Source organism: Microbacterium sp. MYb72 (assembly GCF_002979415.1).
Taxonomy (GTDB): domain Bacteria; phylum Actinomycetota; class Actinomycetes; order Actinomycetales; family Microbacteriaceae; genus Microbacterium; species Microbacterium natoriense.
In genome coordinates this window covers 13922-38388 of the sequence record NZ_PCOT01000021.1, presented here as the reverse complement: position 1 = coordinate 38388, position 24467 = coordinate 13922, and the positions used below count along the sequence as shown (strand labels likewise).

The 24467-nt window shown below is 70.5% G+C and carries 25 protein-coding genes; 12 read left to right on the top strand and 13 right to left on the bottom strand.

Translation table 11 applies throughout. The features are described 5' to 3' along the window. The first annotated feature begins 10 nt into the window (after positions 1–10). Entirely contained in the window at positions 11–790 is a 780-nt protein-coding gene (locus CQ047_RS12630) for a DeoR/GlpR family DNA-binding transcription regulator (protein ID WP_105675775.1), read from the top strand. A 297-nt stretch (positions 791–1087) separates the two neighbouring features. On the opposite strand, the gene CQ047_RS12625 is transcribed toward CQ047_RS12630, so the two are convergent. The 4 genes from CQ047_RS12625 to CQ047_RS12610 form a co-directional block, all read right to left on the bottom strand. Then, complete coding sequence (locus CQ047_RS12625; protein WP_105675773.1) at positions 1088–3511, bottom strand: CHAT domain-containing protein; 2424 nt, start codon at positions 3509–3511, stop codon at positions 1088–1090. A 128-nt stretch (positions 3512–3639) separates the two neighbouring features. After that, positions 3640–5193 carry a S8/S53 family peptidase gene (locus tag CQ047_RS12620; RefSeq protein ID WP_105675772.1) on the bottom strand — a complete coding sequence of 518 codons (1554 nt, stop codon included), beginning with the start codon at positions 5191–5193 and terminating at the stop codon, positions 3640–3642. Between the two features lie 53 nt (positions 5194–5246). Beyond that, positions 5247–5702, bottom strand: coding sequence for a hypothetical protein (locus tag CQ047_RS12615; protein WP_105675769.1), 456 nt, complete (start codon positions 5700–5702; stop codon positions 5247–5249). Further along, positions 5699–6316 carry an RNA polymerase sigma factor gene (locus tag CQ047_RS12610; RefSeq protein ID WP_258132631.1) on the bottom strand — a complete coding sequence of 206 codons (618 nt, stop codon included), beginning with the start codon at positions 6314–6316 and terminating at the stop codon, positions 5699–5701. The genes CQ047_RS12615 and CQ047_RS12610 overlap by 4 nt, the downstream gene beginning before the upstream one ends. A 148-nt stretch (positions 6317–6464) precedes the next feature. On the opposite strand from CQ047_RS12610, the gene CQ047_RS12605 reads away from it, so the two are divergent. Beyond that, on the top strand, positions 6465–6683 hold the full coding sequence (locus tag CQ047_RS12605) for an SCO4848 family membrane protein (RefSeq protein WP_105675765.1): 219 nt from the start codon (positions 6465–6467) through the stop codon (positions 6681–6683). Positions 6684–6692: 9 nt separating this feature from the next. Here CQ047_RS12605 and CQ047_RS12600 read toward each other — a convergent pair whose 3' ends face one another. The 3 genes from CQ047_RS12600 to CQ047_RS12590 form a co-directional block, all read right to left on the bottom strand. Further along, the gene (locus CQ047_RS12600; RefSeq protein ID WP_105675763.1) at positions 6693–7493 is read right to left on the bottom strand and encodes a MerR family transcriptional regulator; all 801 of its coding nucleotides are present in this window, start codon (positions 7491–7493) and stop codon (positions 6693–6695) included. A 33-nt stretch (positions 7494–7526) separates the two neighbouring features. Then, positions 7527–7907, bottom strand: coding sequence for a hypothetical protein (locus CQ047_RS12595; protein WP_146114345.1), 381 nt, complete (start codon positions 7905–7907; stop codon positions 7527–7529). Positions 7908–7971: 64 nt separating this feature from the next. Then, positions 7972–9381, bottom strand: coding sequence for an MFS transporter (locus CQ047_RS12590; protein ID WP_105675830.1), 1410 nt, complete (start codon positions 9379–9381; stop codon positions 7972–7974). 74 nt (positions 9382–9455) lie between these two features. On the opposite strand from CQ047_RS12590, the gene CQ047_RS12585 reads away from it, so the two are divergent. Further along, on the top strand, positions 9456–10034 hold the full coding sequence (locus tag CQ047_RS12585; RefSeq protein WP_105675759.1) for a helix-turn-helix transcriptional regulator: 579 nt from the start codon (positions 9456–9458) through the stop codon (positions 10032–10034). Positions 10035–10107: 73 nt separating this feature from the next. On the opposite strand, the gene CQ047_RS12580 is transcribed toward CQ047_RS12585, so the two are convergent. Genes CQ047_RS12580 through CQ047_RS12570 form a run of 3 tightly spaced genes read right to left on the bottom strand, consistent with a single transcriptional unit; the run spans position 10108 to position 12070 of the window. Further along, positions 10108–10794, bottom strand: a complete 687-nt coding sequence (locus CQ047_RS12580; RefSeq protein WP_105675757.1) for a hypothetical protein — start codon at positions 10792–10794, stop codon at positions 10108–10110. Then, positions 10794–11696, bottom strand: coding sequence for an ABC transporter ATP-binding protein (locus CQ047_RS12575; RefSeq protein ID WP_105675755.1), 903 nt, complete (start codon positions 11694–11696; stop codon positions 10794–10796). The genes CQ047_RS12580 and CQ047_RS12575 overlap by 1 nt, the downstream gene beginning before the upstream one ends. After that, positions 11693–12070, bottom strand: coding sequence for a GntR family transcriptional regulator (locus tag CQ047_RS12570; RefSeq protein ID WP_105675753.1), 378 nt, complete (start codon positions 12068–12070; stop codon positions 11693–11695). The genes CQ047_RS12575 and CQ047_RS12570 overlap by 4 nt, the downstream gene beginning before the upstream one ends. 136 nt (positions 12071–12206) lie before the next feature. Here CQ047_RS12570 and CQ047_RS18900 point away from each other — a divergent pair, with 136 nt between their 5' ends. Both CQ047_RS18900 and CQ047_RS12565 read left to right on the top strand, forming a co-directional pair. Then, entirely contained in the window at positions 12207–12368 is a 162-nt protein-coding gene (locus tag CQ047_RS18900) for a hypothetical protein (protein WP_181155930.1), read from the top strand. Between the two features lie 264 nt (positions 12369–12632). After that, positions 12633–13841, top strand: coding sequence for a cation:proton antiporter (locus CQ047_RS12565; protein WP_105675751.1), 1209 nt, complete (start codon positions 12633–12635; stop codon positions 13839–13841). Between the two features lie 171 nt (positions 13842–14012). On the opposite strand, the gene CQ047_RS12560 is transcribed toward CQ047_RS12565, so the two are convergent. Together CQ047_RS12560 and CQ047_RS12555 are read right to left on the bottom strand one after the other, a co-directional pair. Beyond that, positions 14013–14630 carry a bifunctional 4-hydroxy-2-oxoglutarate aldolase/2-dehydro-3-deoxy-phosphogluconate aldolase gene (locus CQ047_RS12560; RefSeq protein ID WP_105675749.1) on the bottom strand — a complete coding sequence of 206 codons (618 nt, stop codon included), beginning with the start codon at positions 14628–14630 and terminating at the stop codon, positions 14013–14015. Positions 14631–14722: 92 nt separating this feature from the next. Further along, positions 14723–15643: a sugar kinase gene (locus tag CQ047_RS12555; RefSeq protein ID WP_258132629.1), complete on the bottom strand. Its 921-nt coding sequence runs from the start codon at positions 15641–15643 to the stop codon at positions 14723–14725. Positions 15644–15743: 100 nt separating this feature from the next. Between CQ047_RS12555 and CQ047_RS12550 the strand changes: the two genes are divergently transcribed. From CQ047_RS12550 to CQ047_RS12520, 7 genes are all read left to right on the top strand, one after another. After that, entirely contained in the window at positions 15744–17027 is a 1284-nt protein-coding gene (locus CQ047_RS12550) for an alanine racemase (RefSeq protein ID WP_105675747.1), read from the top strand. A gap of 8 nt (positions 17028–17035) precedes the next feature. After that, a complete protein-coding gene (locus CQ047_RS12545; protein WP_105675745.1) occupies positions 17036–17767 on the top strand; it encodes an IclR family transcriptional regulator in 732 nt (243 codons plus the stop codon). Positions 17768–17791: 24 nt separating this feature from the next. Beyond that, positions 17792–18982: a class I SAM-dependent methyltransferase gene (locus CQ047_RS12540; protein ID WP_105675743.1), complete on the top strand. Its 1191-nt coding sequence runs from the start codon at positions 17792–17794 to the stop codon at positions 18980–18982. A gap of 154 nt (positions 18983–19136) precedes the next feature. Next, the gene (locus CQ047_RS12535) at positions 19137–19478 is read left to right on the top strand and encodes a hypothetical protein (RefSeq protein ID WP_219844621.1); all 342 of its coding nucleotides are present in this window, start codon (positions 19137–19139) and stop codon (positions 19476–19478) included. 397 nt (positions 19479–19875) lie between these two features. Then, positions 19876–21213 carry a glycine betaine/L-proline ABC transporter ATP-binding protein gene (locus tag CQ047_RS12530; RefSeq protein WP_105675741.1) on the top strand — a complete coding sequence of 446 codons (1338 nt, stop codon included), beginning with the start codon at positions 19876–19878 and terminating at the stop codon, positions 21211–21213. Continuing rightward, entirely contained in the window at positions 21210–22163 is a 954-nt protein-coding gene (locus CQ047_RS12525) for a proline/glycine betaine ABC transporter permease (protein WP_105675739.1), read from the top strand. The genes CQ047_RS12530 and CQ047_RS12525 overlap by 4 nt, the downstream gene beginning before the upstream one ends. Beyond that, entirely contained in the window at positions 22156–23085 is a 930-nt protein-coding gene (locus tag CQ047_RS12520; protein WP_105675737.1) for a glycine betaine ABC transporter substrate-binding protein, read from the top strand. Before CQ047_RS12525 ends, CQ047_RS12520 begins: the two co-directional genes overlap by 8 nt. 122 nt (positions 23086–23207) lie before the next feature. On the opposite strand, the gene CQ047_RS12515 is transcribed toward CQ047_RS12520, so the two are convergent. Then, on the bottom strand, positions 23208–24467 hold the full coding sequence (locus CQ047_RS12515) for a cell wall metabolism sensor histidine kinase WalK (protein WP_105675735.1): 1260 nt from the start codon (positions 24465–24467) through the stop codon (positions 23208–23210).

The following is a 24467-nucleotide window of genomic DNA, read 5'->3' as shown; positions in this document are numbered from 1 at the left end:
GGATGGTGACATGAAGCGCGCCGCCCGTCTCAACGCGATCCTCGACCTGCTCGCCGACGCCGGCGAGGTCACGGTCGAGGAGCTCGTCGAGCGCTTCGGCGCATCGCCGGCGACCACCCGCCGCGACCTCGACAGCCTCGCGGAGCAGCGGCTGCTCACCCGCACGCACGGCGGAGCGGTGGCGCAGGCGGTGGCCTACGAGCTGCCGATCCGGTACAAGAGCCACCTCCGCACGCAGCAGAAGGAGAGCATCGCCCAGGCGGCCGCCGCTCTCGTCATGCCGGGCATGGTCGTCGGGCTCTCGGGCGGGACGACGACGACGGCGATCGCCGCGGCCATCGCCGCACGGGAGGACCTCGCCGCAGGCGGCGGCATCACGGTCGTCACGAACGCGGTCAACATCGCGGCTCAGCTCGCGACCCGCCCCGACATCAAGGTGGTCGTCACGGGCGGGGTGATCCACTCGCGCACCTACGAGCTCGTCGGCCCCTTCGTGGAGCAGCTGCTCCGCGGCGTCCGGCTCGATCTCGCGTTCATCGGCGTGAACGGGATGGATGCCGCGGCCGGCGCCACCACGCAGGACGAGCGCGAGGCCGCGGTGAACCGCATGATGGCCGAGCGTGCGCGCCGCGCGATCGTCGTGACTGACGGCAGCAAGCTCGGCGTCACGGCCTTCGCCAGCGTCGGCGGGGTGGAGCTGTTCCCCGTGGTGCTGACCGACGAAGACGCCGACGTCGACGCCGTCGCGGCGCTGCGCGCCGCCGGGTACGAGGTCATCACGGCATCCTGAGTCGCGTCTGCCGGGTCTCCCCTCCCTGCGGGTCGTTGAGCGAGCGGAGCGAGACGAAACGGGGGTGGTGAGTCCTGTGCTGCGGCATGCGGGCGCCCATGAAGGAGGTGCCGCGGTTGCAACCGCGGCACCTCCGGGCAGATGGTGGCCTGTCGTATCCCTGCACTCCCCAGTGCACAGGTTCCCCAGTTCGACTGCGCCTCCCGCGCTCCGCCTTCTCGAAGCCCTTTCGCATGGCACCTTCTGTAGATCAGGAGCGGGTCCCCCCGGTTCTGATACAGCGATTGGAGAAAATCTTCAGAATCCGTTCCCGTGGCACTGGAAGGGGGCGCGCAGCCCGGTGGAGAGGGATGCCGCGGCGAGAGCGTCCGCGGCATCGGCGCCCGAGGCCAGCCCCTCGTGCACGGCCGACAGGAGCTCGCCGGCCACGGCATCCGCCACCATGACGGGCGCCGCGATCACGCATCCGGTGCCGGCGTGCAGCCACACCCGCGTCATGCCGAGCGCCTCCTCGCCCCAGCGCACCGAGGAGCGACCCAGCTCGCACGCCGACAGCAGCACCGTCGCCGGCACGTGCGGGATGAGGTCGACGTCGTAGCCGAACAGGGTGCCGTCGGCGAGCTCGAGTCCCGAGAACATCGGGTTGCCCGTCGCGTGGCGTCCGTGCGCGGCGATGTGCAGCACGTCGGACTCCCCCGCGAGGTCGGTGACGCTCGTGACGCGGGAATCGTCGGCGGTGAGCAGGGTCGCCGAGGGCCACGCCGCTGCCGCCCGTCTGATCTCCTCCTCCGCGCGGGGGACGCGCGGCCCGGCGGCGAACCCGGCCCTCGGCGCTCGCATCCGATCTTCGGTCGGGCGATCGGCGAGCCAGCGCGACACCGAGGTCGCCAGGGTGAACGGGACCCCGGAGAGACCAGGCAGCATCGCCCAGGGGATGCCGGCGAGGATGCCGGGGATCGTCAGCGCGAAGCGCCGTGCCTGCACCGCCGCGCGCACGGGGGCGAGCAGCGCGTCGTCGAGGACGCGCAGGCGCTCATCGAGCGAGCGCTCCACCAGCGCGGCCATCGGCCCGCCGCGCGTGAGGGCGGCGACGTCGAGGTCGGCGCGGAGGCCGTCGAGGGCACCGCGCACGCCGGGCCAGTCGAGCGGCACGATGCGGGCGTCGGATGCCGTCACCACGACGCACTGCAGTTCCGCACCGGTGAACACGTAGGCGAGGATCGCGGTGTCGTCGGCGATCCGTCCCTGCGCCTCGGCGAGCTCGATGCGCGTGCGGGTGCCGCCGACACCCGTCGTCGACCACTGCCGTTCGCGCACGCGCGCCCGGAGTGCGCGCACCCTGGCGTCACCCGACCAGTCGGTTCCGGCGAGATCGGCGCGCAGCATCCGCAGTTCGGCGAGGTCGCCGGCGAGCTCAGGGTCGTGCGGCGGACGGACGGGCGCCACCTGCTGGCTCAGGTGCCGCGCGCGCTCGGACCACTCGAACAGCACGGCCGGGTCGCCCGTGCGCGCTGCGGCGGCGAGCCCCGCGAACATCAGGTCGGCGCCGTGCATCGCGACGGATGCCTGCAGGTCGAGCGCTCCGAACGACTGCTGCCACGTCGTCAGCAGCTCCAGCCCGTCGGAGGCTGCGCGCAGAGCCTCGCGATCCCGGCCCGCCGCAGACGCGCGCACCGCTCTGACCTCCTGCGCATGCATCCGCAGCGGTGTGGGAGCGTCGGGCGGAAGGCGTGGCATCCGTCCGCGCCCGCCGAGCCGTGCGGTCAGCGCGAGCCCCGTGGCCTCGGTGCGGAAGCCGCGGCGACGGAGAGCGGATGCCGTGCGCGCGAAGTCCGCAGGGTCGGTCCTGCCCCCTGCGCGCAGCCGTGCGTCGAGACGCACGGCCTCGGCGCGGGTGGCCCATCCGTCACTGCCGAGCGCCGTGAAGCGGCGGACCGCGGTGCGCGCCGTCCGCTCCGCCGCCCGGGGATCGTGCCGCAGCTGCGAGCGCGCGAGGTGGAACTCGGCCTCGCCGCGGGCCTGCCTCATCCGCTGCGCGCCGAACTGCACGGCCACCTCGGCGAGCAGAGCCTCCGCCTCGGTCGTGAGCCCCGCGTCGCGGAGCACCTCGGCGCGGTCGAGATCGCCGATCGCGGCGGCCAGATCGCTCGTTGCCGCGAGCGCCGGTCGGGAGCGGGTCATCAGCGCGAGCGCCGCGACCAGGTCGCCGCCGAGCAGCGCCGCATAGCCGAGGTTGTGGCGGGCCTCAGCGAGCGGCTCCTCCTCGCCCGCCGCCTCGAAGATCGCCGCCGCGTGTTCGAGATCGGCGATGCACGGAGCGAGTTCGTGGCGCTGCATCCGCACCACCGCTCGGTTCATGAGCAGGTTCGCGTGCTCGGCGGATTCTGCGGCGACGACGCGGATCGCCCGAGTCAGCATGGCTTCGGCCTCGTCGAGGCGACCGGAGTACAGGAGCAGCGTGCCGAGCTGGCCGCTCAGCACCGCCACCGTCTCTTCGCTCAACCCGGGACGGGCGAGGGCAGCGGTCGAGAGCCGCTCGGCGTCGGCGGGTCTCCCCGTCTGTGCGAGCACGTACGCGACGGTGCCGTCGATGCGGGCGCGGAGGTCCTCATCGTCTGTGCGGGCGGATGCCGCGGTGAGGGCGCGACGAGCCTGGCCGAACCGCCGCGCGTTGGCCGCAGCGACACCGCGCTGGTGCAGCTCGGTCGCAGACAGGGGCATGCTCCCAGGATGGCCCTGCGGCGTGCGATTGGGGAAGTGCCGGGCGGGCGAGGCCGCCCGGAAGTCGTTTCGACCCGTGAGGAGACCGCCGATGTCGCCGGGACGGCGGTCTCGAAGACGGCCCCGGTTCAGACCCCCTCTGTCGGCGCGGGCAGTGCGTTCAGCACCGACGTGACGGCTGCGATCGCGGCATCCGTCTTCACTCCGCCCAGGGGGACGGTGCCCAACTGCGCCGCGATCCGCCCCGCCACGTAGGGAGCGGCGAACGACGTCCCGCTCCACACGGCGAAGCCGCCGCGGTAGTCGTCCGGATCGAGGGTCTCGCGACGCAGCCCGTCGACGTCGGCCCGCGAGGTCGCCTGCTCTCCGCCGACAAAGGCGGGCGACGTGCTCACCACCGCAGCACCGGGTGCGTACACGCGCACCCAGGGCCCGACATTCGAGAACAGCGCGACCGAGCGGGACGACGGGTTGAGCGCGCCCACGGACACCAGCGGAGCGTCGTCATCCCGGGGGATGCCGTTGTCGGCTCCCGGCCACGCCCACAGGGACGCGGGGAACGACGGCCGATCGATCGCGTCGTTGCCCGCAGAGCACACGACGACGCAGCCGAGCTCCCGCGCCCTGGTGAGCAGCGCGTTCAGTGTGAGGCTGAACAGGCCGTCGCTCGGCGTCTCGTGGTAGTACCCGAGGGAGAGATTGAGCACATCGATCGGATACCCGGTGCGCGGATTCTCGCGATGCCGGCGCAGCAGCTCGACGACCTGCGCGAGGGTGTTCAGGAACGTGCTCTCATCGACCACGCCCAGCGCTCCGGCGATGCGCACGGACAGGATGTCGGCGTCAGGGGCGGCCTGGCGGATCAGGCCGGCGATGAACGTGCCGTGCCCGGCCACGGCATCGATCTCGCCGTCCAGCTGGCCATAGAGGTCGGGATAGCGCTCCGGATCGGCGTCGTCCGTCAGGCCGACGGGAACGCCGTCGAGCTCCACGTGCCGCGTCACGATTCCCTCAGGGAGCCAGTCGTGGACCCCGCATCCCGTGTCGAGAACGGCGACCACAGGTCTCCGGCCCTTCCGCGGGGTCGCGGCGCGCGAAGGCGCCGGGCCGAGCCAGCTCACCGGCTGGCGTGCGCCGCGGCCGGGCTGCAGGTAGTCCTCGCTGCCCGCCGCGCCGCCGGGTCCCACCGGGTTCGTGCGCGTGAACGGATTGGTGCGCGTGAACGGGTTCGTCCTGGTGAACGGGTTGAGCCCGACCGGGTCGATCGACAGCACGTGCTCGAGGCTGGTCCGCGGCATCCGCGATCGGGAGATCCTGCGGGCGCGCTGCAGCACCCGCCAGGCGTCGGGCGGAACGGGCGATTCCCCGCGCACCGGCTGATCCGGCGTCGTGAGATGGGCGCGCACGAACCACGGGATCTCGGCGGTCAGCCCCCGTCGCAGCTCCGGCTCCTCGAGCACGAGCTCCCAGCCGAACGACCCGGCGGCCTCGTGCAGGGTCTTGACCTCCTGGTCGTACGCCCCGTTGTCGTCATCGTGCGTGATCAGCAGGCGCTCCGGCAGGTACGCGGTGGGGAACGCCCGGATGCCGTCGACCGGCTCGACGTTCGGGTCGAGCGCCGAGCCGCGGCGGATCGACCCTTCCGCTCGGTCCTGCCAGGTCCATCCCTTGGGCTGATCCATCGGTCATCCTCTCGGTGCGGGCGTGCCCGCGTCTCGTGCCCGCGCGGAGCGGATCACAGTTCGAACTGCGGGGTCGACAGGGTGCGCACGTCGTCGCCGATCCTGGTGGCCAGGCGCACGCGGGTGAGCCCGGGCGGCACGTCGTCGAACACGAATCGCCCCGTCTCGGAGGGGGTCGTCGTACGGACGGCATCGCCCTGCGTGAGCACGATCTCCGCCGCGGCCGTGTCGACCCAGCCGTCGACCCGGCGCCGGCCGTTCGCGGTCGAGGTGACGTGCAGCAGGATGCTCGTGGTGCCGTCGCTGAACTGCAGGGTGAGAGCATCCGCTTCTCCGCGCACCTCGCTGAGCGGGCGCTCGACGATGGTGAGCAGCGCGTACTCCTCCGACAGGGAGTCGGTGGCGACCGCCGCGATCATGCGGTCGATCAGGAAGGCGGGAACGGGGTCGACATCCGACCACATCGACCGCAGCCGAGCGAACAGCTCCGCATCGTCGTGCTCGTTCACGAGAGGCCTCCCCTCGGCGAAGGGTCGAGCAGGTCGCGCAGCTTGGTGAGGCAGCGCTTGCGCGTGGGGCCGATGCTGCCGATCGGCATCGACAGGTCGGCGGCGATGCGGGCGTAGTCGGGGCGGTCGTCGAACGCCACGACGCGCAGCAGACGCTGGCAGCGGTCGTCGAGCACGCGCACCGCGGCCCACAGGCGGCGGTTCTCGTCGCCGGTCGCCGCGTGGTCCTCGGCGGACGACTGCTCGGGGAGGAGGGCGTCGAGGTCTTCCGGTTCTGTGGTGTCGACCCTGCCGTGGGCCTTGCCGACCTTCCACGCCTCGCGCCGTGCCGTGGTGGTGAGCCAGGCGGCGACGGCGCGCGAGTCGGCGATCGTCTCGCGCCCGCGCACGAGACGGAGCCAGGTGGTCTGCACCACGTCCTCGGCGAGCATCCGCTCCAGCCCGTACGCGCGCACGACATGCCAGAGCACAGGTGTCATCAGTCGCACGAGGTCGTCCATCGCGCGGCTGTCGCCGTCTCGCCATGCGTCGAAGAAGGCTGCGGCACGCTGCCACCGCGCCGCCCCGTCGTCCGCTGCCGGATCGAGATCGGCGTCGGGTGCGCCGTCGATCATGAGTCCCATTGTGATCACACCTGTAAGGAGCGCGGCAAGAGGTTCGTGATACATGGACGCGGTTGTTTACCTGACGCTTCGCCGCCGGATGCGCTGCCCGCGCGGACGGGCGGCGCATCCGGCGAACGGATGCGGTTAGCGTGGAGGGGTGATCCCCCTCGCCGTCGTCCTCTTCCTCAACGCCGCGTTCAATGCGATCGTCTGGCCGCAGTTCTACAAGAGGGTCGCGAAGGACCCGAGGGCGAGGGATGCCGACGGCCGCCCCACTGCGTTCCTTCGGGTGCACGCGGTGCTCATCGGCATCGCTCTCGTGCTCGCCCTGGTGTCGGTGCTGGTGGGAGTGGCCGCCCTCACCGGCGCACTCTGACCCGACACGTCACGGGCGCTCGACGGGCTGCTGCAGCTCGGTGACCCAGTCGGACTGGTCCTCCGACACGGCGCGCACGTAGAGCTCGCGGCAGGGTCCGCTGGGCACGTAGCCCCGGGCGATGATCTCGGCGTGCACCGCGCTCCAGGTCTCCCTGATGCGGTCCATCGCGCCGAGGTGCACCCCGCAGATCGCGAGCTCGACGGCGGGGAGGTCGACGAGCTCGAACCCGTCGCGGCGCTCGCCGCCGTAGGCGTAGCCGACCGTGATGTCCATGCCGTCCTCGCCGAGGCTGTACTGCGCGATCGGCGTCGACAGGGCGCCGCACTCGTCGCCGAGCACGTTCTCGAGGCTCTCGAACAGGGGGCCGACCGTGGAGCCGACCTCGTGTTCGGGCACGGATGCCGTCTGCGCGGCGAGCCGCACGGCGGGGAGGGGTTTCTCGATGATCTCGACCTGTGACATCTGGTTCTCGCTTTCGATGAGATGGAGCCGCCGCTCCACGTCCACGAGTCGGGCGGCGGCGACCCGGTGCTCCTCCTCGACCTCGGCGCGACGCAGACGCAGCATGGCCGCGATCCGTTCCGCGTCGATCCCTTGTTCGAGGATCAGCGCGATATCGTCGAGGCCGAAGCCGAGCTGGCGCAGCGCGACGATCCGATGCAGCCTCTCCAGCTGCGAAGGGTCGTACGAGCGGTAGCCGCTGAACTCGTCCACGTGGGCGGGAACGAGCAGACCGGCGGTGTCCCAGTGTCGAAGCATCCGGTGGGTCACCTGGCCGATCTGCGCGAAGGCTCCGATGGATAACATGCTTCCGTTATCCCTTCTTCCACAGTGTCAGGGTCAAGTCTCACCCGTCGGCGCGTCGTTCTCCCGCGCGCGCAGGACCAGCCGCGCGAGGCCGCGGATGAGCACGAGGGCGATGGGCCACAGCACGAGGGCCGTGAGGGCGACGTTCCCCGAGAAGGCGAGCCAGTCGACGCTCGTCGGCACCGGGTCTGCGCGGTCGCCGACGACCGTGACCTCGACGGGGTGGTCGACGTAGGCGAAGCGCGACAGATCCTGGTGGTACCAGGGGAGCGGCCAGCCGAAGGCGACATCGGCGGTGTCGGATGCCGTCGGCACCACGACCGGCACCGAGAACGTGATCGTCCAGCTGACGGCGACCGCGGCGGCGACGAGGCCGATCGTCGGGAGCACGGCATCCCGCCATCGTCGTGTCATGAGCGTCCCCTTCGGTCCGGTCCAGTCTCCCGCAGGTGCGGCGCGGTGCGTGCGCCGGGGCGCTCTACTCGAACTGCTTCGCGTGCGCGGTCCAGCCGGACTCGGTGGGGAGCGCCCGCAGCGCGCGGTTGCCGACGGCGAGGGCCACGGCCACGAGGCACAGCACGGCGCACGCGATGACGGTCCACTCGCGTCCGGCCGACGCGAGCCCGAAGCCGGCGATGAGCGGGGCGAGCGGCATGGCTCCCATGCCCAGCACGGCGGCGGCGCTGTTGGCCCTGCCGAGCAGCCGCGACGGGGTGGCGACCATGAAGTAGCCCATCAGCGCGGCGTTCAGCGCGGGCAGCAGGAACACCGATGCGGCGAGCACACCGACGATCAGCCAGGGCTCGGTGATCATCGAGATGGCGACGATGCCCGCGGTCGCGCATGCGAGACTCACGATCGTCAGTGTTCCCGCGCTGATCCGGGGGACGAGCATCGGGGCCACGATGGCGCCGAGCAGCATCGTTCCGCCCAGCGCCGCCGACAGCGTGCCGATGAACACCGCGGAGTATCCGGACTGCTGCAGCGAGTAGATCACCGTGGTGATCGCCGCGTTGAAGCCGAGGTTGATGATCGTGGTGATGAAGAGGACGCCGCGCAGGTCGGGGCGCGAGAGCAGCCACGAGAAGCCCTCGCGGAACTCCGTCCACGCGCTCGTCTTCACGACGGATGCCGGATGACTCGCGGATGCCGGATGACCTGCGGATGTGGGGGGAAGACCCAGAGCATCCGTGTCGGCATCCGCGTGTCCGACCTCGACACGCCGTCCGGCGCGCACCTCGTCCGGGTTTCCCCTCTCCCGCACGCCGTCCGCGCCGGTGCCGACGATCCCGTTGCGACGCGCGCCCCGGCGGAGCATCCATGCCGTGAGGGCCGCGACCAGGTGGCACACCGCCATCACCGCACCGACCAGCCACCCGCCGACGCCGAGCAGGAGGCCGCCGAGCGGTCCTCCGACGAGCTGGAGGGCGGCATCCCGTCCCTGATTCGCGGCCTGCGCGCGGCCCATCGCCTCGTCGGGGACGATCTCCTTGATGGCGCTCTCGCCGGCGACGTCGAAGAGTCCGCTGCGGGCGGCGAGCAGCACGTCGATGACGAGCAGCGTCGAGAAGGTGAGCGCGTCGGCGAGGGCGAGGAGCAGGAAGGCCGCCGACAGCAGCACGCCGAGCAGGGAGCCGATGAGCATGAGGAGGATGCGGCGGTGCCGGTCGGCCAGGATCCCGCCCGCGAGGGTGGTCAGCAGCCGCGCGACCATGCCCGCGCCGCCGATGATGCCCGCCTGCGCGGGGTCGTTCGTGATGATGAGCGCGAGCAGCGGGACGGCGAATCCGAAGAGGGATGCCGCGAGCCCCTTGCTCGTGTCGCTGAGGAGCCAGGTGAGGTAGCGGGTGTTCTGCCACAGCCTGTGGGGCGCGGTCACGGTGGTCATGCTCACACGATAGTTACGCAAGGGAAGTTGCGCAACTCCTATTGCGCAACTTTGGATGCGGATACACTGACGGGATGAGCGAGGAGAAGCGCGTCGATCCGGTCTGGATGACGTCGGACATGCTCAAGGCGTACGCGAACCCGCTGCGACGGCAGATGATCGCCCTGTTCGCGCGCCGCGAGCACCTGCGGGCCGCCGATGTCGCCGCGGAGCTCGGCATCGCCCCGAACAGCGCGAGCTTCCACCTGCGGGTGCTGGCGGATGCCGGACTCATCGAGGAGGCCCCCGAGCATGCGCGCGATCGACGCGACCGGGTCTGGGTCGGGCGCAAGCTGGCGCTGAACCTCGGCGGCCCGGAGAGCCCGGTGCCCGACGAGGCCCTCGGCAGCGTCATGATCCGCTCGCTCGCCGAGGACCATCAGGACATGATGCGACGCGTGGTCGAGTGGACCCCCGAGTACGTCGCCGGTCGTGCGACCGGGGTGCACGCGGCGTTCGTGCAGCGCGTGGTGCGCCTAACGACCGACGAGTTCAGCACCCTGCTGGAGCGGATCGACGAGGTCATCACCGAGGCCGTCGACGCCCACGACCAGGACGATCCGGACGGCCGTGCCTGGCAGATGGACCTCCTGGCCGCCGACGACGCGATCTGACCCCTCGCGCGCAGAAACGCGGATGCCGCGACCGCACGTGTCCGTGCAGCCGCGGCATCCGTCCTCCGATCGTCTAAGGGAGCGCCCTCCGGAAGGCGAGGAACGAGATCCCCATCAGGCCGACGGTGACCACGAGGCCCCAGAGCGCGAGGCCGAGGGCCCCGAGTGTCATCACGCCCTCCCAGAAGCCGCCCCACCAGTCGAGCTTCGTCGCCAGGAACCCCAGGCCGACGAGCAGCAGCGCCACGGCCACCCACGAGATCGTGAGGACGGTGAGCCCCCAGGTCTTGAAGATCGTCGCCCCGGTGAAGCCGAGCACGAAGAGGCCGAGGGCGAGCGTGAAGTAGACCACGAAGGCGCCGATGGGTCCGGCCTCCCACAGCCAGTCCAGGTAGAAGACGTAGCCGTTCACGCCGTAGCCGTGCGTGAGCACCTCGATGCCGCCGCCGATCAGGAACAGCACCCCCATGAGGGCGCTGGCGAGCACCGCGGTGAGCATCGTCCCGAGGAAGAACTCCCGGCGCGTGATGCTCAGCGCCTGCGAGAACGGGAAGGTGTAGGTCATCGCCCCGATGCCGATCGCCATGAAGTACCAGAGCGGCGCCTGCCCTGCACCACCGTACTTGGGGGTGCCGACCGGGATCATCGCGTAGACGAGGATCGAGAGCAGGGTCGCCCCGACCAGGATGATCAGCGGCGTCCAGATGAAGGTCTGCCGGTTGATCATCTGCAGACGGACGACGTTGAGTGTGCGTCGCATCAGCGCACCTCCTCTTTCTCGGCGGCGGTGACGTCGCCGCGCTGGGTGAGCCGCACGACGAGCTGCTGCAGCGAGACCGGGGCGAGGTCGAGGCCGGCGGCGGCGACCTCCGCTCTTTCCGCGGCGCTGAGCTCGCCGAGCGTGGTGACGGAGGCGACCCTCCCGAGCGCCTCGCGATGAAGGACCTCGCGGCCGGCGGCCCAGGCGTCGACTCTGGCGGCGTCGCCGACCACGGTGACGGCGCGGTCGCGCACGGCATCCGTGTCTTCGTTGAGGATGATCCGGCCGTTGTCGATGACGATGACCTTCTCGATGAGGTTGGAGACCTCGTCGATCAGGTGCGACGACAGGATGACGGTGCGCGGGTGCTCCGCGTAGTCCTCGAGCAGCCGGTCGTAGAAGATCTGCCTGGCGACGGCGTCGAGGCCGAGGTAGGGCTCGTCGAAGAACGTGAGCTCGGCGCGCGAGGCGAGGCCGATGATCACGCCGACGGCGGAGAGCTGCCCTCGCGAGAGCTTCTTGATGCGCTGCTTCAGCGGGAGCTGGAACTCGGCGGTCAGCCGGTCGGCGAGCGTCTGGTCCCAGTGCGGGAAGAACAGGCGTGCGGCCGAGAACGCGTGCCGGGGCGTCGCATCGTCGGGGTACTTCTGCCCCTCGCGGACGAAGCAGATCCGACCGAGCACGCGTGCGTTCTCGTACGGGTGCTCGCCGAACACCCGTACGGAGCCGGACGTCTCGAAGTTCTGCGCGGTGAGGATCGACATGAGCGTCGTCTTGCCGGCGCCGTTGCGGCCGAGGAGGCCGTAGATCGCGCCGGGCTCGAGCGACAGCGACACGTCGTCGAGCGCCCTCTTGTCCCGGTATCTCTTGGTGAGGTTCTGCACCTCGATGACCGCGGTCATGCGGGGTTCCCTTCGGTGCGGGCGGCGCGCTCGGCGAGCAGTGCCGCGAGGTCGGTGGCGTCGAGGCCGAGCGTGCGGGCCTCGGTGAGGAGCGGGTCGATGTAGCGCTCGGCGAACGCGGAACGGCGCTCCCCGAGGAGCAGGTCCTTCGCGCCGGCGGCGACGAACATGCCGATGCCGCGGCGCTTGTACAGCACGCCCTTGTCGGTGAGCATTGCGACTCCCTTCGCAGCGGTGGCCGGATTGATCCGGTAGAACGCGGCGAGCTCGTTCGTCGAAGGCGCCTGAGACTCCTCGGCCAGCGAGCCGTCGAGGATCGAGTCCTCGATCTGCTCGGCGATCTGGAGGAAGAGGGGCTTGCCTTCTTCGATCACGAGTCCTCCGATGGTTGGTGGGTTAGTTACTCGACTAGATAACCATGCAACCGGGAGGTGTGTCAAGAGGTCGCGGGAAGGCGCGTCCTCCTTCGATCTGAGGACAGCGACCGACCTGTCGACGTATCGTGTGGGCATGTCTCGAGAGAATCAGCCTGACGACACGGCGCACTCGGTCGGTGAGGATCCGGCGTACCTGACCTCGGCCGGCAAGCGCGAGAACGATCGCGCACGCGAAGACGCCGAGCGTGCGCTGACGACCTGGTACTCGTCGAACATCTCCTTCACAGCCGGGTAGGTCCCACGCGGGCTGGGTGCTCGGCGTCGAGCGCCGCATCGTCTGCCGTACCGTGGCAAAGACCGGGAGGAGCTCGTTGTGCCCCGCGGTTCCGATGCGCATCAGGGCCCTCGCGGGGAGCGCCCGGTCGCTTTGCGAACACTAGAATCGACGTCTGGGCGTGCATTCGAGAGCGTTCCCGGTCCGACGGTGCTCGTCGCAGATGGTGCGTCCGGCCCCGCTCCCGATCCGGCCCTCCACCTTGTCCCTGTCAGAGATCGTCGGATGCTCCCTCTCCTCATCGCCGCAGCCGCAGCGCTGGCATGGGCGGTCACGCATCGGAGGCTGAGCTCCCTCGCCGTCACCGGGCCGATGCTCATGGTCGCCGTCGGGCTCGTCACGGGGTGGGTCGCCGGACGTGACGTCGACGTGTTCTTCAACTCGAGTGGAGCATTGCAGACGTCCGAGCTCATCCTCGCTCTGCTGCTCTTCATCAACGCGATCCAGTTCCGCAGCCCGCTGCGCGCTCAACTGGCGGGCCCCGCGATCAGACTGCTCGCGATCGCGTTACCTCTGTCGTTGGTCCTGATCACGATGGCGGGAGCACTGCTGCCGATGGGGCTCTCCTTCGGCGTCGTGCTCGTCATCGCATGCATTGCGGTTCCGGCTGACTACTCGAAGGACCTCGTCCGCACACGCGGCGGTCGCGTGCCCGGCCGCGTCAGCAGGTGGCTCACCATCGAAGGCGGCTACAACGATGGATTGCTGAGCCCCGTGCTCCTCGTCGCGATCACGCTCGCGGCTCCAGGGACGGGGGACGCCGCGCACGATGTCCTCGGCATCCTCCTCGGCGCTGTGCCTGCGATCGTCCTCGCCGTGCTGGTCGGGCTCGCGACGGGGGCCGTGTGCGGCATCCTCTTGAAGGTCGCCTACGAGAAGCAGTGGGCCGACGTGCAGAGCGCGCGCATCGGCGTCTTCGCCCTTCCGATCCTCAGTTACACGATCGCGGTCACAGTGCACGGCAACGGATTCATCGCAGCGTTCGTCTGCGGAATCGCCTATCGTCTCGTTCAGGGTCGCAACCGCATCCCGTCCGACGCGCACCTCGTCGAGGACATGGGGTCTTTCCTCAACCTCCTGCTGTGGCTGGGGTTCGGCGCGGCGGCAGCGATCCTCCTCTCCCGCAACGACGACTGGTGGCCGGCCATCGTCCTCGCCCTCATCGCGGTCACGGTGGGGCGAGCGGCCCCTGTGCTGCTCTCCCTCGTCGGGTCGAAGACCAGCCGGACCGACCGCGTCTACATGGCTGCCATCGGCCCGAAGGGGCCGGCATCCATCGTCTTCGCCCTCATCGCGTTCAGCATGCTCCCCCGAGAGCAGGGGTATCCGATTCTCGCCGCCACTGCGATCGTCATGCTCAGCAGTCTGCTCGTGCACGGAATCGGCGGTCCGCTCCTCACCCGCAGGTTGTACCCGGCCGACAGCGTCCACTAGGGGAGCCGTGAGCGGTCGCTCCCGACGGCGGATCCCCGTCAGCGCTCGGGCTGGGCGTCCTCTCGAGCGGGAGCGGGGAAGAGCACCCGATCAATCACCGTGCCGATGCCGGTCCCGAGGAGAAGCGGCATCGCGACTCCTGCGTCGGTGACGAGCAGGCGGCGCGATCGGTCATGACGGAGAGCGGGAGCCGTCGAGCAGGGCGGCGAGGAGGGGGAGCTGCGCCGGGTCCTCCAGCGCGGTGCCGACGGCCACCACGCTCGCGCCCGCCTTCAGGTAGTCGCCGGCGTTGGCGGCGTTCATGCCGCCCGTGGTCACGAACCTCGCCTGCGGGAAGGGGCCGTGCATGGCGGTGAGCCACGGGGTCCCGAGCACGGATGCCGGGAACGCCTTCACCCAGGTCAGCCCGGCCTTGAGGGCGAGCTGCACCTCGCTCGCCGTGGCGACGCCGGGCATGCTCGGCATCCCCGCCTCGTGCGATGCCCGGACGACCTCGAGGTCGAGTCCGGGGCTCACGGTGAAGGACGCACCCGCCGCGGTGGCCTGGGCGACGTGCTCGAGCGACACCACGGTGCCGGCGCCGACGATCTTGCCCCGTTCGCGAGCCGCCGCCGCGACCGCGCGCAGCGCCTCGAGGTCCTCGGGCGTCTGGATGGGCAGCTCGACCATGTCGATGCCGAGGTCCCACGCGGTCGTCGACACCGCCAGGCTGCGCTCGACGCCCATGCCGCGCAGGATCGCCATCAGCCGTGCGCCGCCGAAGAGCTCCTCGAAACCGGAGTTGTCCATCGTCTTCCCTTTCTCGTCGCGGCCGCCGCGGCAGCCGGTCTCTTCTCTCACGGGCCGCGGGGGCGGCCGTTCTCGTCATCGACCGCGGGCGGTCAGCCCACGGCATCCGTCTGCGCGGCGCCGACCACGTCCTCGGTCGACTGCAGCACCAGGTGCGCGCGCTCGTGCCCTGCCCGCAGGCTCTCCTGCGGAGACCGACCCTGCAGCATCCCGGCCAGGTACCCCGCGGCGAAGGCGTCTCCCGCGCCGACGGCCTCCACGACATCGGTCGGGATGGCCGGTGCGAACACGACGCCGTCGGCGGAGAACTCCGTCGCACCCACGTCGCCGTCCTTCACGACGAGATGCGCGGGGGAGGGCAGGAGGTCGTGCACGTCGGCGGCGGTGCGGCATCCCCACAGGGTCTCGGCCTCGTCCAGGCCGACGAACACGATGTCGGCGCGGTTCGCGAGGGCGAGCAGCGCGGGTGCGGCATCGGATGCCGACCACAGCGCGGCGCGATGGTTCACGTCGAAGCTCAGCAGGGCGGGGCTCGCGGAGACGCGTGTGATCACGGCCTCGATCATCGCCGCGCAGCTCGCGGAGAGCGCGGGGGTGATGCCGGAGACGTGCACGATCCGCGCGTCTTCGAGGGGCACGTCGGCGACGGAGTCCGGCGTCATGCGCGAGGCGGCGGAACCTGCACGGTAGTAGCGCACGCCGTTGCCCGGATCCTTGAAGTACACCCCGGTGGGGGCATCCGCGTCGAACCCGACCCAGCGGGTGTCGACGCCCCGCGAGGCGACGGCGCGGTGCACACGGTGTCCGAGCACCTCGTCGCCGAGGCGGCTCACCCAGGCGGAGCTCTCGCCGAGGATCGCGACGTGGGCGGCGACGTTCGACTCGGCGCCCCCGATGCTCAGGCGCACGTCGTCGGCGTCGGCGAGGGGGGTCGCGTCGCGAGGGGTGACGAGGAGCATGGTCTCCCCGATCGCGATCAGGGCCGGCGTGGCGGCAGGGGTCATGAGTGCCATGATGTCGAGCGTGTGCAGTCCCCGCAACGAGCGTTGCAGCATGTGCACACCGGCGCATCCGGGGGTAGGTTCGACGCAGAACCCGTTTGAGGAGGAACCCATGGCACAGCGACTGCTGCTCGACGGACTCGGCGCCGAACGCCTCTCGGCCAGAGACAAGGGCATCCCGGAGCGCGCGTTCGGGATGACCGTCGAGGCGTTCCTCGCCACCGCGCCCCGCCTCTCCGAGTTCTGGACCCCTCTCATCGCGCTCGACGACAGCGCCATGCGCAGCAACGTCGACGTCATGGCCGCGTGGACGCGCGAGCGGGGGCTCGAGCTCATGCCCCACGGCAAGACGACGATGGCCCCCGCGCTCTGGCAGCGCCAGCTCGACGCCGGATGCCCCGGCATCACCCTTGCGAACATGGATCAGGTGCGCGCGGCGCGCACCTTCGGCCTCGAGGAGATCATGCTCGCGAACGCCGTGGTCGACCCCCGTTCGCTGCGCTGGCTCGCCGAGGAGCTGGCGGACCCGGAGTTCCGCTTCCTCAGCTGGGCGGACTCCGTCGACACGGTGGAGCGGATGCAGAGCGCCCTGCGCGAGATCGGCGTGCCCCGCCGCGTGGACGTGTGCGTCGAGCTCGGAGCGCCCGGAGGTCGCACCGGCGCCCGCACCCTCGACGAGGCCGGCGAGATCGCACGGCTGATCGCGGCATCCGACGTCCTGCGGCTGGCCGGGGTCGCCGGTTACGAGGGCAGTCTCGGGCACGACCGCTCGCCGGAGGCGCTCGCCGCCGTGCGCCGCTACCTCGGCGACCAGATCGCACTGCACGACTCCCTCGCCGAGCTCTACGACGACGAGGGCGACGTGTTCGTGACGGCCGGAGGCAGCGCGTACTTCGACCTCGTGGCCGAGGTCTACGCGCCCGCCATCGCCCGTGGGGAGCGCACCCGCTGGACCCTCCGCTCCGGCGCCTACATCGTGCACGACGACGGCTTCTACCGGGGCATCTCCCCGCTCGACGAGACATACGACGGCGACCACGGCATCCTGCGCTCGGCCATGCACGGCTGGACCCGCGTCGTCTCGCACCCCGAGCCGGGGCTCGCGCTGCTCGACGGGGGCAAGCGCGACCTGCCGTTCGACGAGGGGCTGCCGACGCCGCAGGGTGTCGCCGCCGACCCCGGAGCGGCCCTCGCCCCGCTCGCCGGCGCGACGGTGTCGTCGATGAACGACCAGCACACCTTCCTGCGGCTGACGGATGCCGGGGTCGGCATCGGCGACGTCGTCCGTCTCGGCCTCTCCCACCCCTGCACCGCCTTCGACAAGTGGCACTATCTGCCCGTCGTCGCGTCCGCTGAGGACGACCGCGTGGTCGAGCTCGTGCGGACCTTCTTCTAGGCCCCGCCGTGTCTCAGAGCGTGCGCAGGGCCGCCCTCATCATCGACTCGATCGCGGCGAGGCCGAAGAGCGTGGCGGAGCTCGCGACCGAGTTCGACCTGCACCGCTCGACCATGTTCCGCGAGCTGCAGACCCTGGAGGACGTGGGGTACGTGCGCCGACGGGCCGACGGGGCGTACGTGCTGGCGTTCCACCTCGTCTCGCTCGCCCAGATCGCGCTCGAGAACCTCGACCTGCGCAGGGCGGCGTCCGTGCACCTGCGCGAGCTGCACGAGGTCGTCGGCAACACGCTGCACGTGGCCGCGCTCATCGACGACACCATCGTCTACGTCGACAAGGTCGAGGATCAGGGCGGCGTGCGGATGTACTCCCGCATCGGCTCGCGCGTGCTCCCGCACTGTACAGGGGTGGGCAAGGCGATCCTCGCGGATCTCGACGAGCACAGGAGGGATGCCGTGCTCGCCGGCACCGACTGGACCGCGCACACCGCGCGCACGCTGACCTCGCGCTCCGCCCTCGATGCCGAGCTCGACGTCATCTCGGCCCGCGGATGGGCGGTCGACGACGCCGAGTTCGAGGACTTCGTGAACTGCGTCGCCGTGCCGATCCGCACCGCGATGGGCGTGGTCGGCGCCCTGTCGCTCACCGCGATCCGGATGGTGCAGGACCTCGACGATCTCGCCCACCGCATCCCGCTGCTGGAGCGCACGGCCGCGCGCATCGCCCGCGAGGTCGGGTAGGCGACGGCCGCGTATCGTGGAGACGTGCCCGACTTCCCCTACGACCGCCTGCGGCGGTGGCCCGACGTCGAGGCCGAGAACCTCCAGGCCCACGACGCCACCGACCTGCTGCTCGTGGAGAGGGCGCTCGCGCTTGGCATCCCCGGCGAGGAGATCGCGATCATCGGCGACGAGTACGGCGCGATCACGCTGGCGCTGACGGATGCCGGTCGCACCGGTGTGCGCGTGCACCAGGACCTCGCGACGGGGCGGCGCGCCCTGCTGCGCAACGCCGAGGAGCTGGGGCTGAGCGGCTTCGCGTCGCACGAGCTCGACCGTTCGCTGCTCGACGGCGCGCGGCTCGTGCTGCTGCAGCTGCCCAAGGCGCTCGCGGAGCTGGAGGAGATCGCGGATGCCGTGGCCCGCTGGGCCGCGCCCGACGCCGTTCTGGTGGCCGGAGGGCGGGTCAAGCACATGACCCTCGCGCAGAACGACGTGCTCGCTCGGAGCTTCGCGGAGGTGCAGCCGCAGCGGGCGGAGCGGAAGTCCCGGCTGATCGTGGCCTCCGCGCCTCTGCCGGCTCCCGCGGCCGCGCCGTTACCGGTGTCGACGGTGCACGGCGGCCTCACGGTCGTCGCGCACGGCGGGGCGTTCGCCGGCTCCCGGATCGACATCGGCACGCGTGTGCTGCTCGACGCGCTCGCCGGTGCGGCTCCAGAACTCCGGAGAAGCACGGCGACAGGGGCCCCGGAGAGCCGTGACGCGTCACTTTCGGCGCCGATCTCCGGAGTTCTGGACGGGGCGCCGACCGTGATCGACCTGGGCTGCGGCACCGGCGTGCTCGCGGTCTCCTACGCGCTCGCCCATCCGGGGGTGCGGGTGATCGCGACGGACCGCTCGGCGTCCGCCGTGGCGTCGGCGCGAGCGACCGTCGAGGCGAACGGGCTCGCCGACCGCATCACGATCACCCACGACGACGCGGGCTCGGCTCTGGCCGATGCGAGCGCGGACGTCGTGCTGCTGAACCCGCCGTTCCACCTCGGCGCCAGCATCCACACCGGGGCGGCGACCCGGATGTTCGAGGCCGCGGCGCGGATGCTGCGCCCCGGCGGCGAGCTGTGGACCGTGTACAACTCCTCCCTCGGATACCGGGCGGAGCTGTCGCGGCTGATCGGCGAGACCGAGCAGGTGCTGCGCACCCCGAAGTTCACGGTGGCCCGCAGCGTCCGGCGCTGATCGCTCTCTGCAGAACGCCCCACTCCTCCTTCACAATCGAGCCGTCCCACGAGTTCTCCACAGCATCTGGAATTCTCCGCTGACAGGGGATTTCCCTCACTTCGGTGGCTGGCAATCTGAAGCCCTCACCCCGGAGGATGGAAAGGTGCTCACCGTGACAGAACCTCAGATATGGACCGCGCTCGGCATCCTCGCCGCAGCCCTCACCGGAACGATCGCGCTGTCCACGCAGTTGATGATGCGCACGATCTCCGCGCAGTTCGCCACGGTGAACACGAAGATCGAGGGCCTGCAGACGGAGATGATCGTCCGATTCGAGAGCGTGGATCATCGGTTCGATCAGGTGGATCGACGGTTCGAGGAAGTCGATCGACGCTTCGACGAGGTGGATCGTCGGTTCGTCGGCATCGAGAAGCGGCTCGATCGGGTCGAGCACCGGCTGGACGGCCTCGACGGCGACGTCCAGGCGCTCACGAAGCGGCTGCTGCCCGACTGATCGCGCCGCGGTGGGCGGCTTTCCCTCCAGCATTCGGGAGGTGCCCGTCGGTCCTCTCGTGAGGTGATGCCCGTCGTTTGGTGGGGCGAGCAGAACCCGTTCAATCCCCCGGTCAGCCGACGAAACCGAACAGTGATCAGAATTGCGGATTTGCCCCTGACCGGCCATTTCGTTAGGTTGGGTTGAGGGCCTGACGGCCCAAGATCAGTCCGCGGCCGCGTCCTTCTTTCGATGTGCTGTGCTGCGAAGAGGCGCGGGCGTACGGTCGATGTTCTCTGCGAGGGATCCGAAATCCCTCGCCAGCGCCGCCACAGCGAAGCACTCGAAACGGCCCCGTGAACGTCACCCGGGCGTAACCGAAGCGGGCTCGCCCCACAGGGCGCGCCGCGGGGGAAACGTGTCCGAAATCGCACTTGAAGCGCGCCATCTGTACAAGGTCTTCGGGAAGAACCCGAACCAGGCCGTCCGTCGACTGAAGTCCGGAGAGAGCCGCACCGACGTCGTCGACGCCGGAACCGCCGCCGTCATCGACGCCGGTTTCACCGTGAACCGCGGTGAGATCTTCGTCATCATGGGGCTGTCCGGCTCCGGCAAGTCCACCATCATCCGCATGCTCAACGGGCTGCACGAGGCGACCGACGGCAGCGTCATCGTCGCGGGAGACCCGATCACCGGCATCCCGGCCTCGCGGCTGCGGGAGATCCGCCGCGACCGCATCTCGATGGTGTTCCAGCACTTCGCCCTGCTCCCGCACCGCACGGTCGCCGCGAACGTCGCCTATCCGCTGGAGCTCAAGGGGATGCCCCGGGGCGAGCGTCTCGCGAAGGCCGAGGAGATCCTGACCCTCGTGGGTCTCGAAGGCCAGGGCGACAAGCTGCCCTCCGAGCTCTCCGGCGGCATGCAGCAGCGCGTCGGCATCGCCCGCGCGCTCGCCGCCGACACCGACATCCTGCTGATGGACGAGGCGTTCAGCGCGCTCGATCCGCTGATCCGCCGCGAGATGCAGGAGCAGCTGCTCGAACTGCAGCAGAAGCTCCAGAAGACGATCGTGTTCATCACGCACGACCTCAACGAGGCGATGTTCCTCGGCGACCGGATCGCGGTCATGCGCGACGGCCGCATCGTGCAGATCGGCACGCCGGAGGACATCCTCACCGACCCTGCGAACGACTACGTCGAGCAGTTCGTGCAGGACGTCGACCGTGCCCGTGTGCTCACCGCCGCGAACGTCATGGAGCGCCCTCGTCCCGTCGTGGCGCACACCGCCGGCCCCCGCACGGCGCTCCGCCAGATGCGCGACGCCTACATGTCGGCGACGTACGTGGTCGGCCGCGACCGCCAGCTCGTCGGCATCGTGACCGACCGTGACGCCGTGAAGCTCGTGCGCAAGGGCGTCACCACGCTGGACTCGATCCTCAAGCCGGTGCCGCTCGCCGTGAACGAGGACGAGGTGCTGATGAACCTCTTCATCCCCTCGGTCGAGTCCCCCGTGCCGCTCGCGGTGACGGATGCCGCCGGCCGCCTGGTCGGGGTCATCCCCCGCGTCACCCTCCTCGCCGCCCTGGGCCCCGGCCCCGGCGCGACGGGAGAGCTCACCCTGCCGCTCATGCCGATGCCGCAGGCCGAGATCGACGCGGTGCTCGACGACGGCTGGACCGCGGAGCCCGCGACGTTCCCCGTCGTGGAGCGCGGACTCGAACGCACGGATGACAGCGCCGAGGAGGCCACCCGATGAACTTCCATCTCCCCGTCGGCACGTGGGTCGAATCCGCCGTCGACTGGATCAAGGACAACCTCGACGGTCTCCTCGGAGTCGTCTCGTTCGTCGTGACGTCGCTCGTCGAGGGCCTCACGTACCTCCTGCTGCTGCCGTACTTCTTCGTCGTGATCGCCGTGGCGGCCCTCATCGCGTGGCTCGTGCGCTCCTGGCAGCTCGCGATCGGGACCGTGATCTCCTTCGGCCTCATCGTCGCGATGGGCCTGTGGGTGCCCGCCATGCAGACGCTGGCCCTGGTGCTCGTCGCCGCGATCGTCGCGGTGCTGATCGCGATCCCGCTCGGCATCTGGTCGGCCCGCAACCCGACCGTGCGCGCGGTGCTGAAGCCGGTGCTCGACTTCATGCAGACCATGCCCGCGTTCGTGTACCTGATCCCCGCGATCGTGTTCTTCAGCATCGGCGTGGTGCCGGGTCTCGTCGCGACCGTCATCTTCGCCCTGCCCCCTGGCGTGCGACTCACCGAGCTCGGCATCCGCGGGGTCGACTCCGAGACCGTCGAGGCCGGTCAGGCCTTCGGCGCGACACCGGCGCAGATCCTGCGCGGCATCCAGCTTCCGCTCGCGATGCCGACGATCCTCGCCGGAGTGAACCAGGTGATCATGCTGGCCCTCTCGATGGCCGTGATCGCCGGTATGGCCGGGGCCGACGGCCTCGGGAAGATGGTCGTCGAGGCGATCTCCACCGTCAACATCGCCAAGGGCGTCGAGGCCGGTCTGGGGGTCGTGCTCATCGCCGTCTTCCTCGACCGCGTCACCGCCTCCCTCGGCTCGCTGGGACAGAACCCCTCGTCGCTGCTCTGGATGCTGGCCCACCGCCGCTCCGCCGAGAGCGCAGACGCGGCATCCGCAGCCGGAACCGCCGCTGAGCCCGAGACGCCCGCCGAAGAGAAGGAGCTGCAGAATGCCTAAGAACAGGATCCTCATCTCCGCGGCCCTCGTCGCCGCGGCATCCCTCGCCCTCGTCGGCTGCGCGACCGACGGCGCCGGAGGCACCAGCGGCCTCACCGGCGGCGGGTCGACCGGTGGGGAGAGCACGGGAGACAAGGGCACCATCACGCTCGGGTTCCTGCCCAGCTGGACCGACGGCCTCAGCACCGCGTACCTGCTGCAGGACCAGCTCGGCAAGCTCGGCTACGACGTGAAGATGAAGACGCTCACCGAGGCGGGGCCGCTCTACGCGGGGCTCGCTCAGGGCGACGTCGACCTCTACCCGTCGGCCTGGCCCGAGCTGACGCACGCCGAGTACATGACCAAGTACGCCGACTCGATCGAAGACCTCGGCGCGTACTACGACAACGCGAAGCTCACGATCGCCGTGCCGGAGTACTCCGACATCGACTCGATCGAGGACCTCGCGGGCAAGGGTGCGGACTTCGGCGGCAAGATCGTCGGCATCGAGCCCGGTGCGGGCCTCACGAAGCAGACGGTCAAGATGCTGTCGGCCTACGGGCTGGACGGCGAGTACTCGCTGCTCACCTCCTCGACCGCGGCCATGCTCACCGAGCTGAAGGCCGCGACCGAGAAGCAGGAGGACATCGTGGTCACGCTGTGGCGCCCCTTCTGGGCCAACGACGCGTTCCCCGTGAAGGATCTCGAGGATCCGAAGGGCGCGATGGGCGAGGCCGAGGGGCTGCACTTCCTCGGCACGAAGGGCTTCGCGAAGGAGTTCCCCGAGGCCGCAGCGCTCATCGAGAAGATCCGTCTGGACGACGAGCAGTACGGCTCGTTGGAGGACCTCGTCGTCAACCAGTACGGCGAGGGCAAGGAAGCGGATGCCGTCGACGCCTGGCTCGAGCAGAACGGCGACCGCCTGGGCTGGGTCGTCGACTGACGCCCACTCCCTCGCGCTCGGTCCGCGCTCTCGCGCGCTCGATCGTGCGTTGAGGGGTCAAGAAGTGCCGTCTCCGGGGAGTGGGAGGCGGCACTTCTTGACCCCTCAGCTGCGCTGAGGCGCTAGGCGGGGAGGGAGAGGGCGGCGATCAGGCCGCCGCCGGGGCGCGCGGTGAGATGCAGGGTTCCGCCGTGCTTCTCCACGACGCTCTGCACGATCGCGAGGCCGAGCCCTGTGCCGTCCGGACCGGTCGAGGTGCGCGTCGCGTCTCCTCGGTAGAAGGGCTCGGTGAGCAGCGCGAGCGTCGCCGGCGCGATGGGGGCGCCGGTGTTCTCGACCTCGACGACGACGTGATCCTTGCCGCGGCGCACGCGCACCCACAGCTCTCCGTCCGTCACGTTGTGGCGGATGCCGTTCTCCAGCAGGTTGCGCACGGCCCTGGCGATCAGCATCCCGTCTCCGTCGATCGACGCCGCCGAGAGGTCCGCGTGCAGCGTCACGTCGTTCGCCGTGAGCTCCTCGATCTCCGCCGAGACGACGCTGTCGACCTCGACGTGCTCGACGTGCTCGAGGTCGGTGCGGGAGCGGGCGAGCGTGAGGAGCGCGGTGATGAGCCGTTCGCTCTGCTCGGTGGCACGAAGGGCCCTGCGCATGTTCGGCTCCAGCCCCTCCGGGACGTCGCCCTGGGTCAGCGGGATCTCCAGTGCGGTCCGGGTGGTCGTGAGCGGGGTCCGCAGTTCGTGGGAGGCGTTCGCGACGAAGCGGTCCTGCGCGGCGAACGCCGACTCCAGGCGGTCGAGCATGCCGTCGATCGTGTCGCCGAGCTCCTTGATCTCGTCGTCGGGGCCGGGGAGGTCGAGGCGTCGTCCGAGGTCGCGCTCGGAGATGTCGCGTGCGGCGGCGGTGACCTCGCCGATGCGGTCGAGCGAGCGCCGGGCGAGCCAGAACGCGATCGCGGCGGCCACCCCGGTGAACGCCAGGAGGGTCACCGCCGACCACAGCAGCAGGCCGCCGCCCACCTCGTCGGCGAGGAAGGTCGACTGCTGCAGCACCGCGCCGCCGACCGAGTCGACCGCCACGGTCTGGGCGGGAGTCGATGCGGGTATCGCCTGCGCGACCTCCTCGAAATAGGCGCAACCGGTGATGGTCGCGCTGTCCGTCGACCCGAAGGTGGAGAAGGGGACGGCGCCCTCGGGCGCGGTCGTCCCGGTGACGTCGGTGCTGTCGGTCAGGATGCTCGCGGGCACGCAGCTCTGCGTCGTCAGCGAGATGGCAGATGCGAACAGCTGCTGCACGACCAGGTACTGCACGGCGAGCAGGGCGGCGCCCGCCGCGATGAACACCGCGGTGATGATCAGCACCAGCCTGGTGCGGAAGCTCAT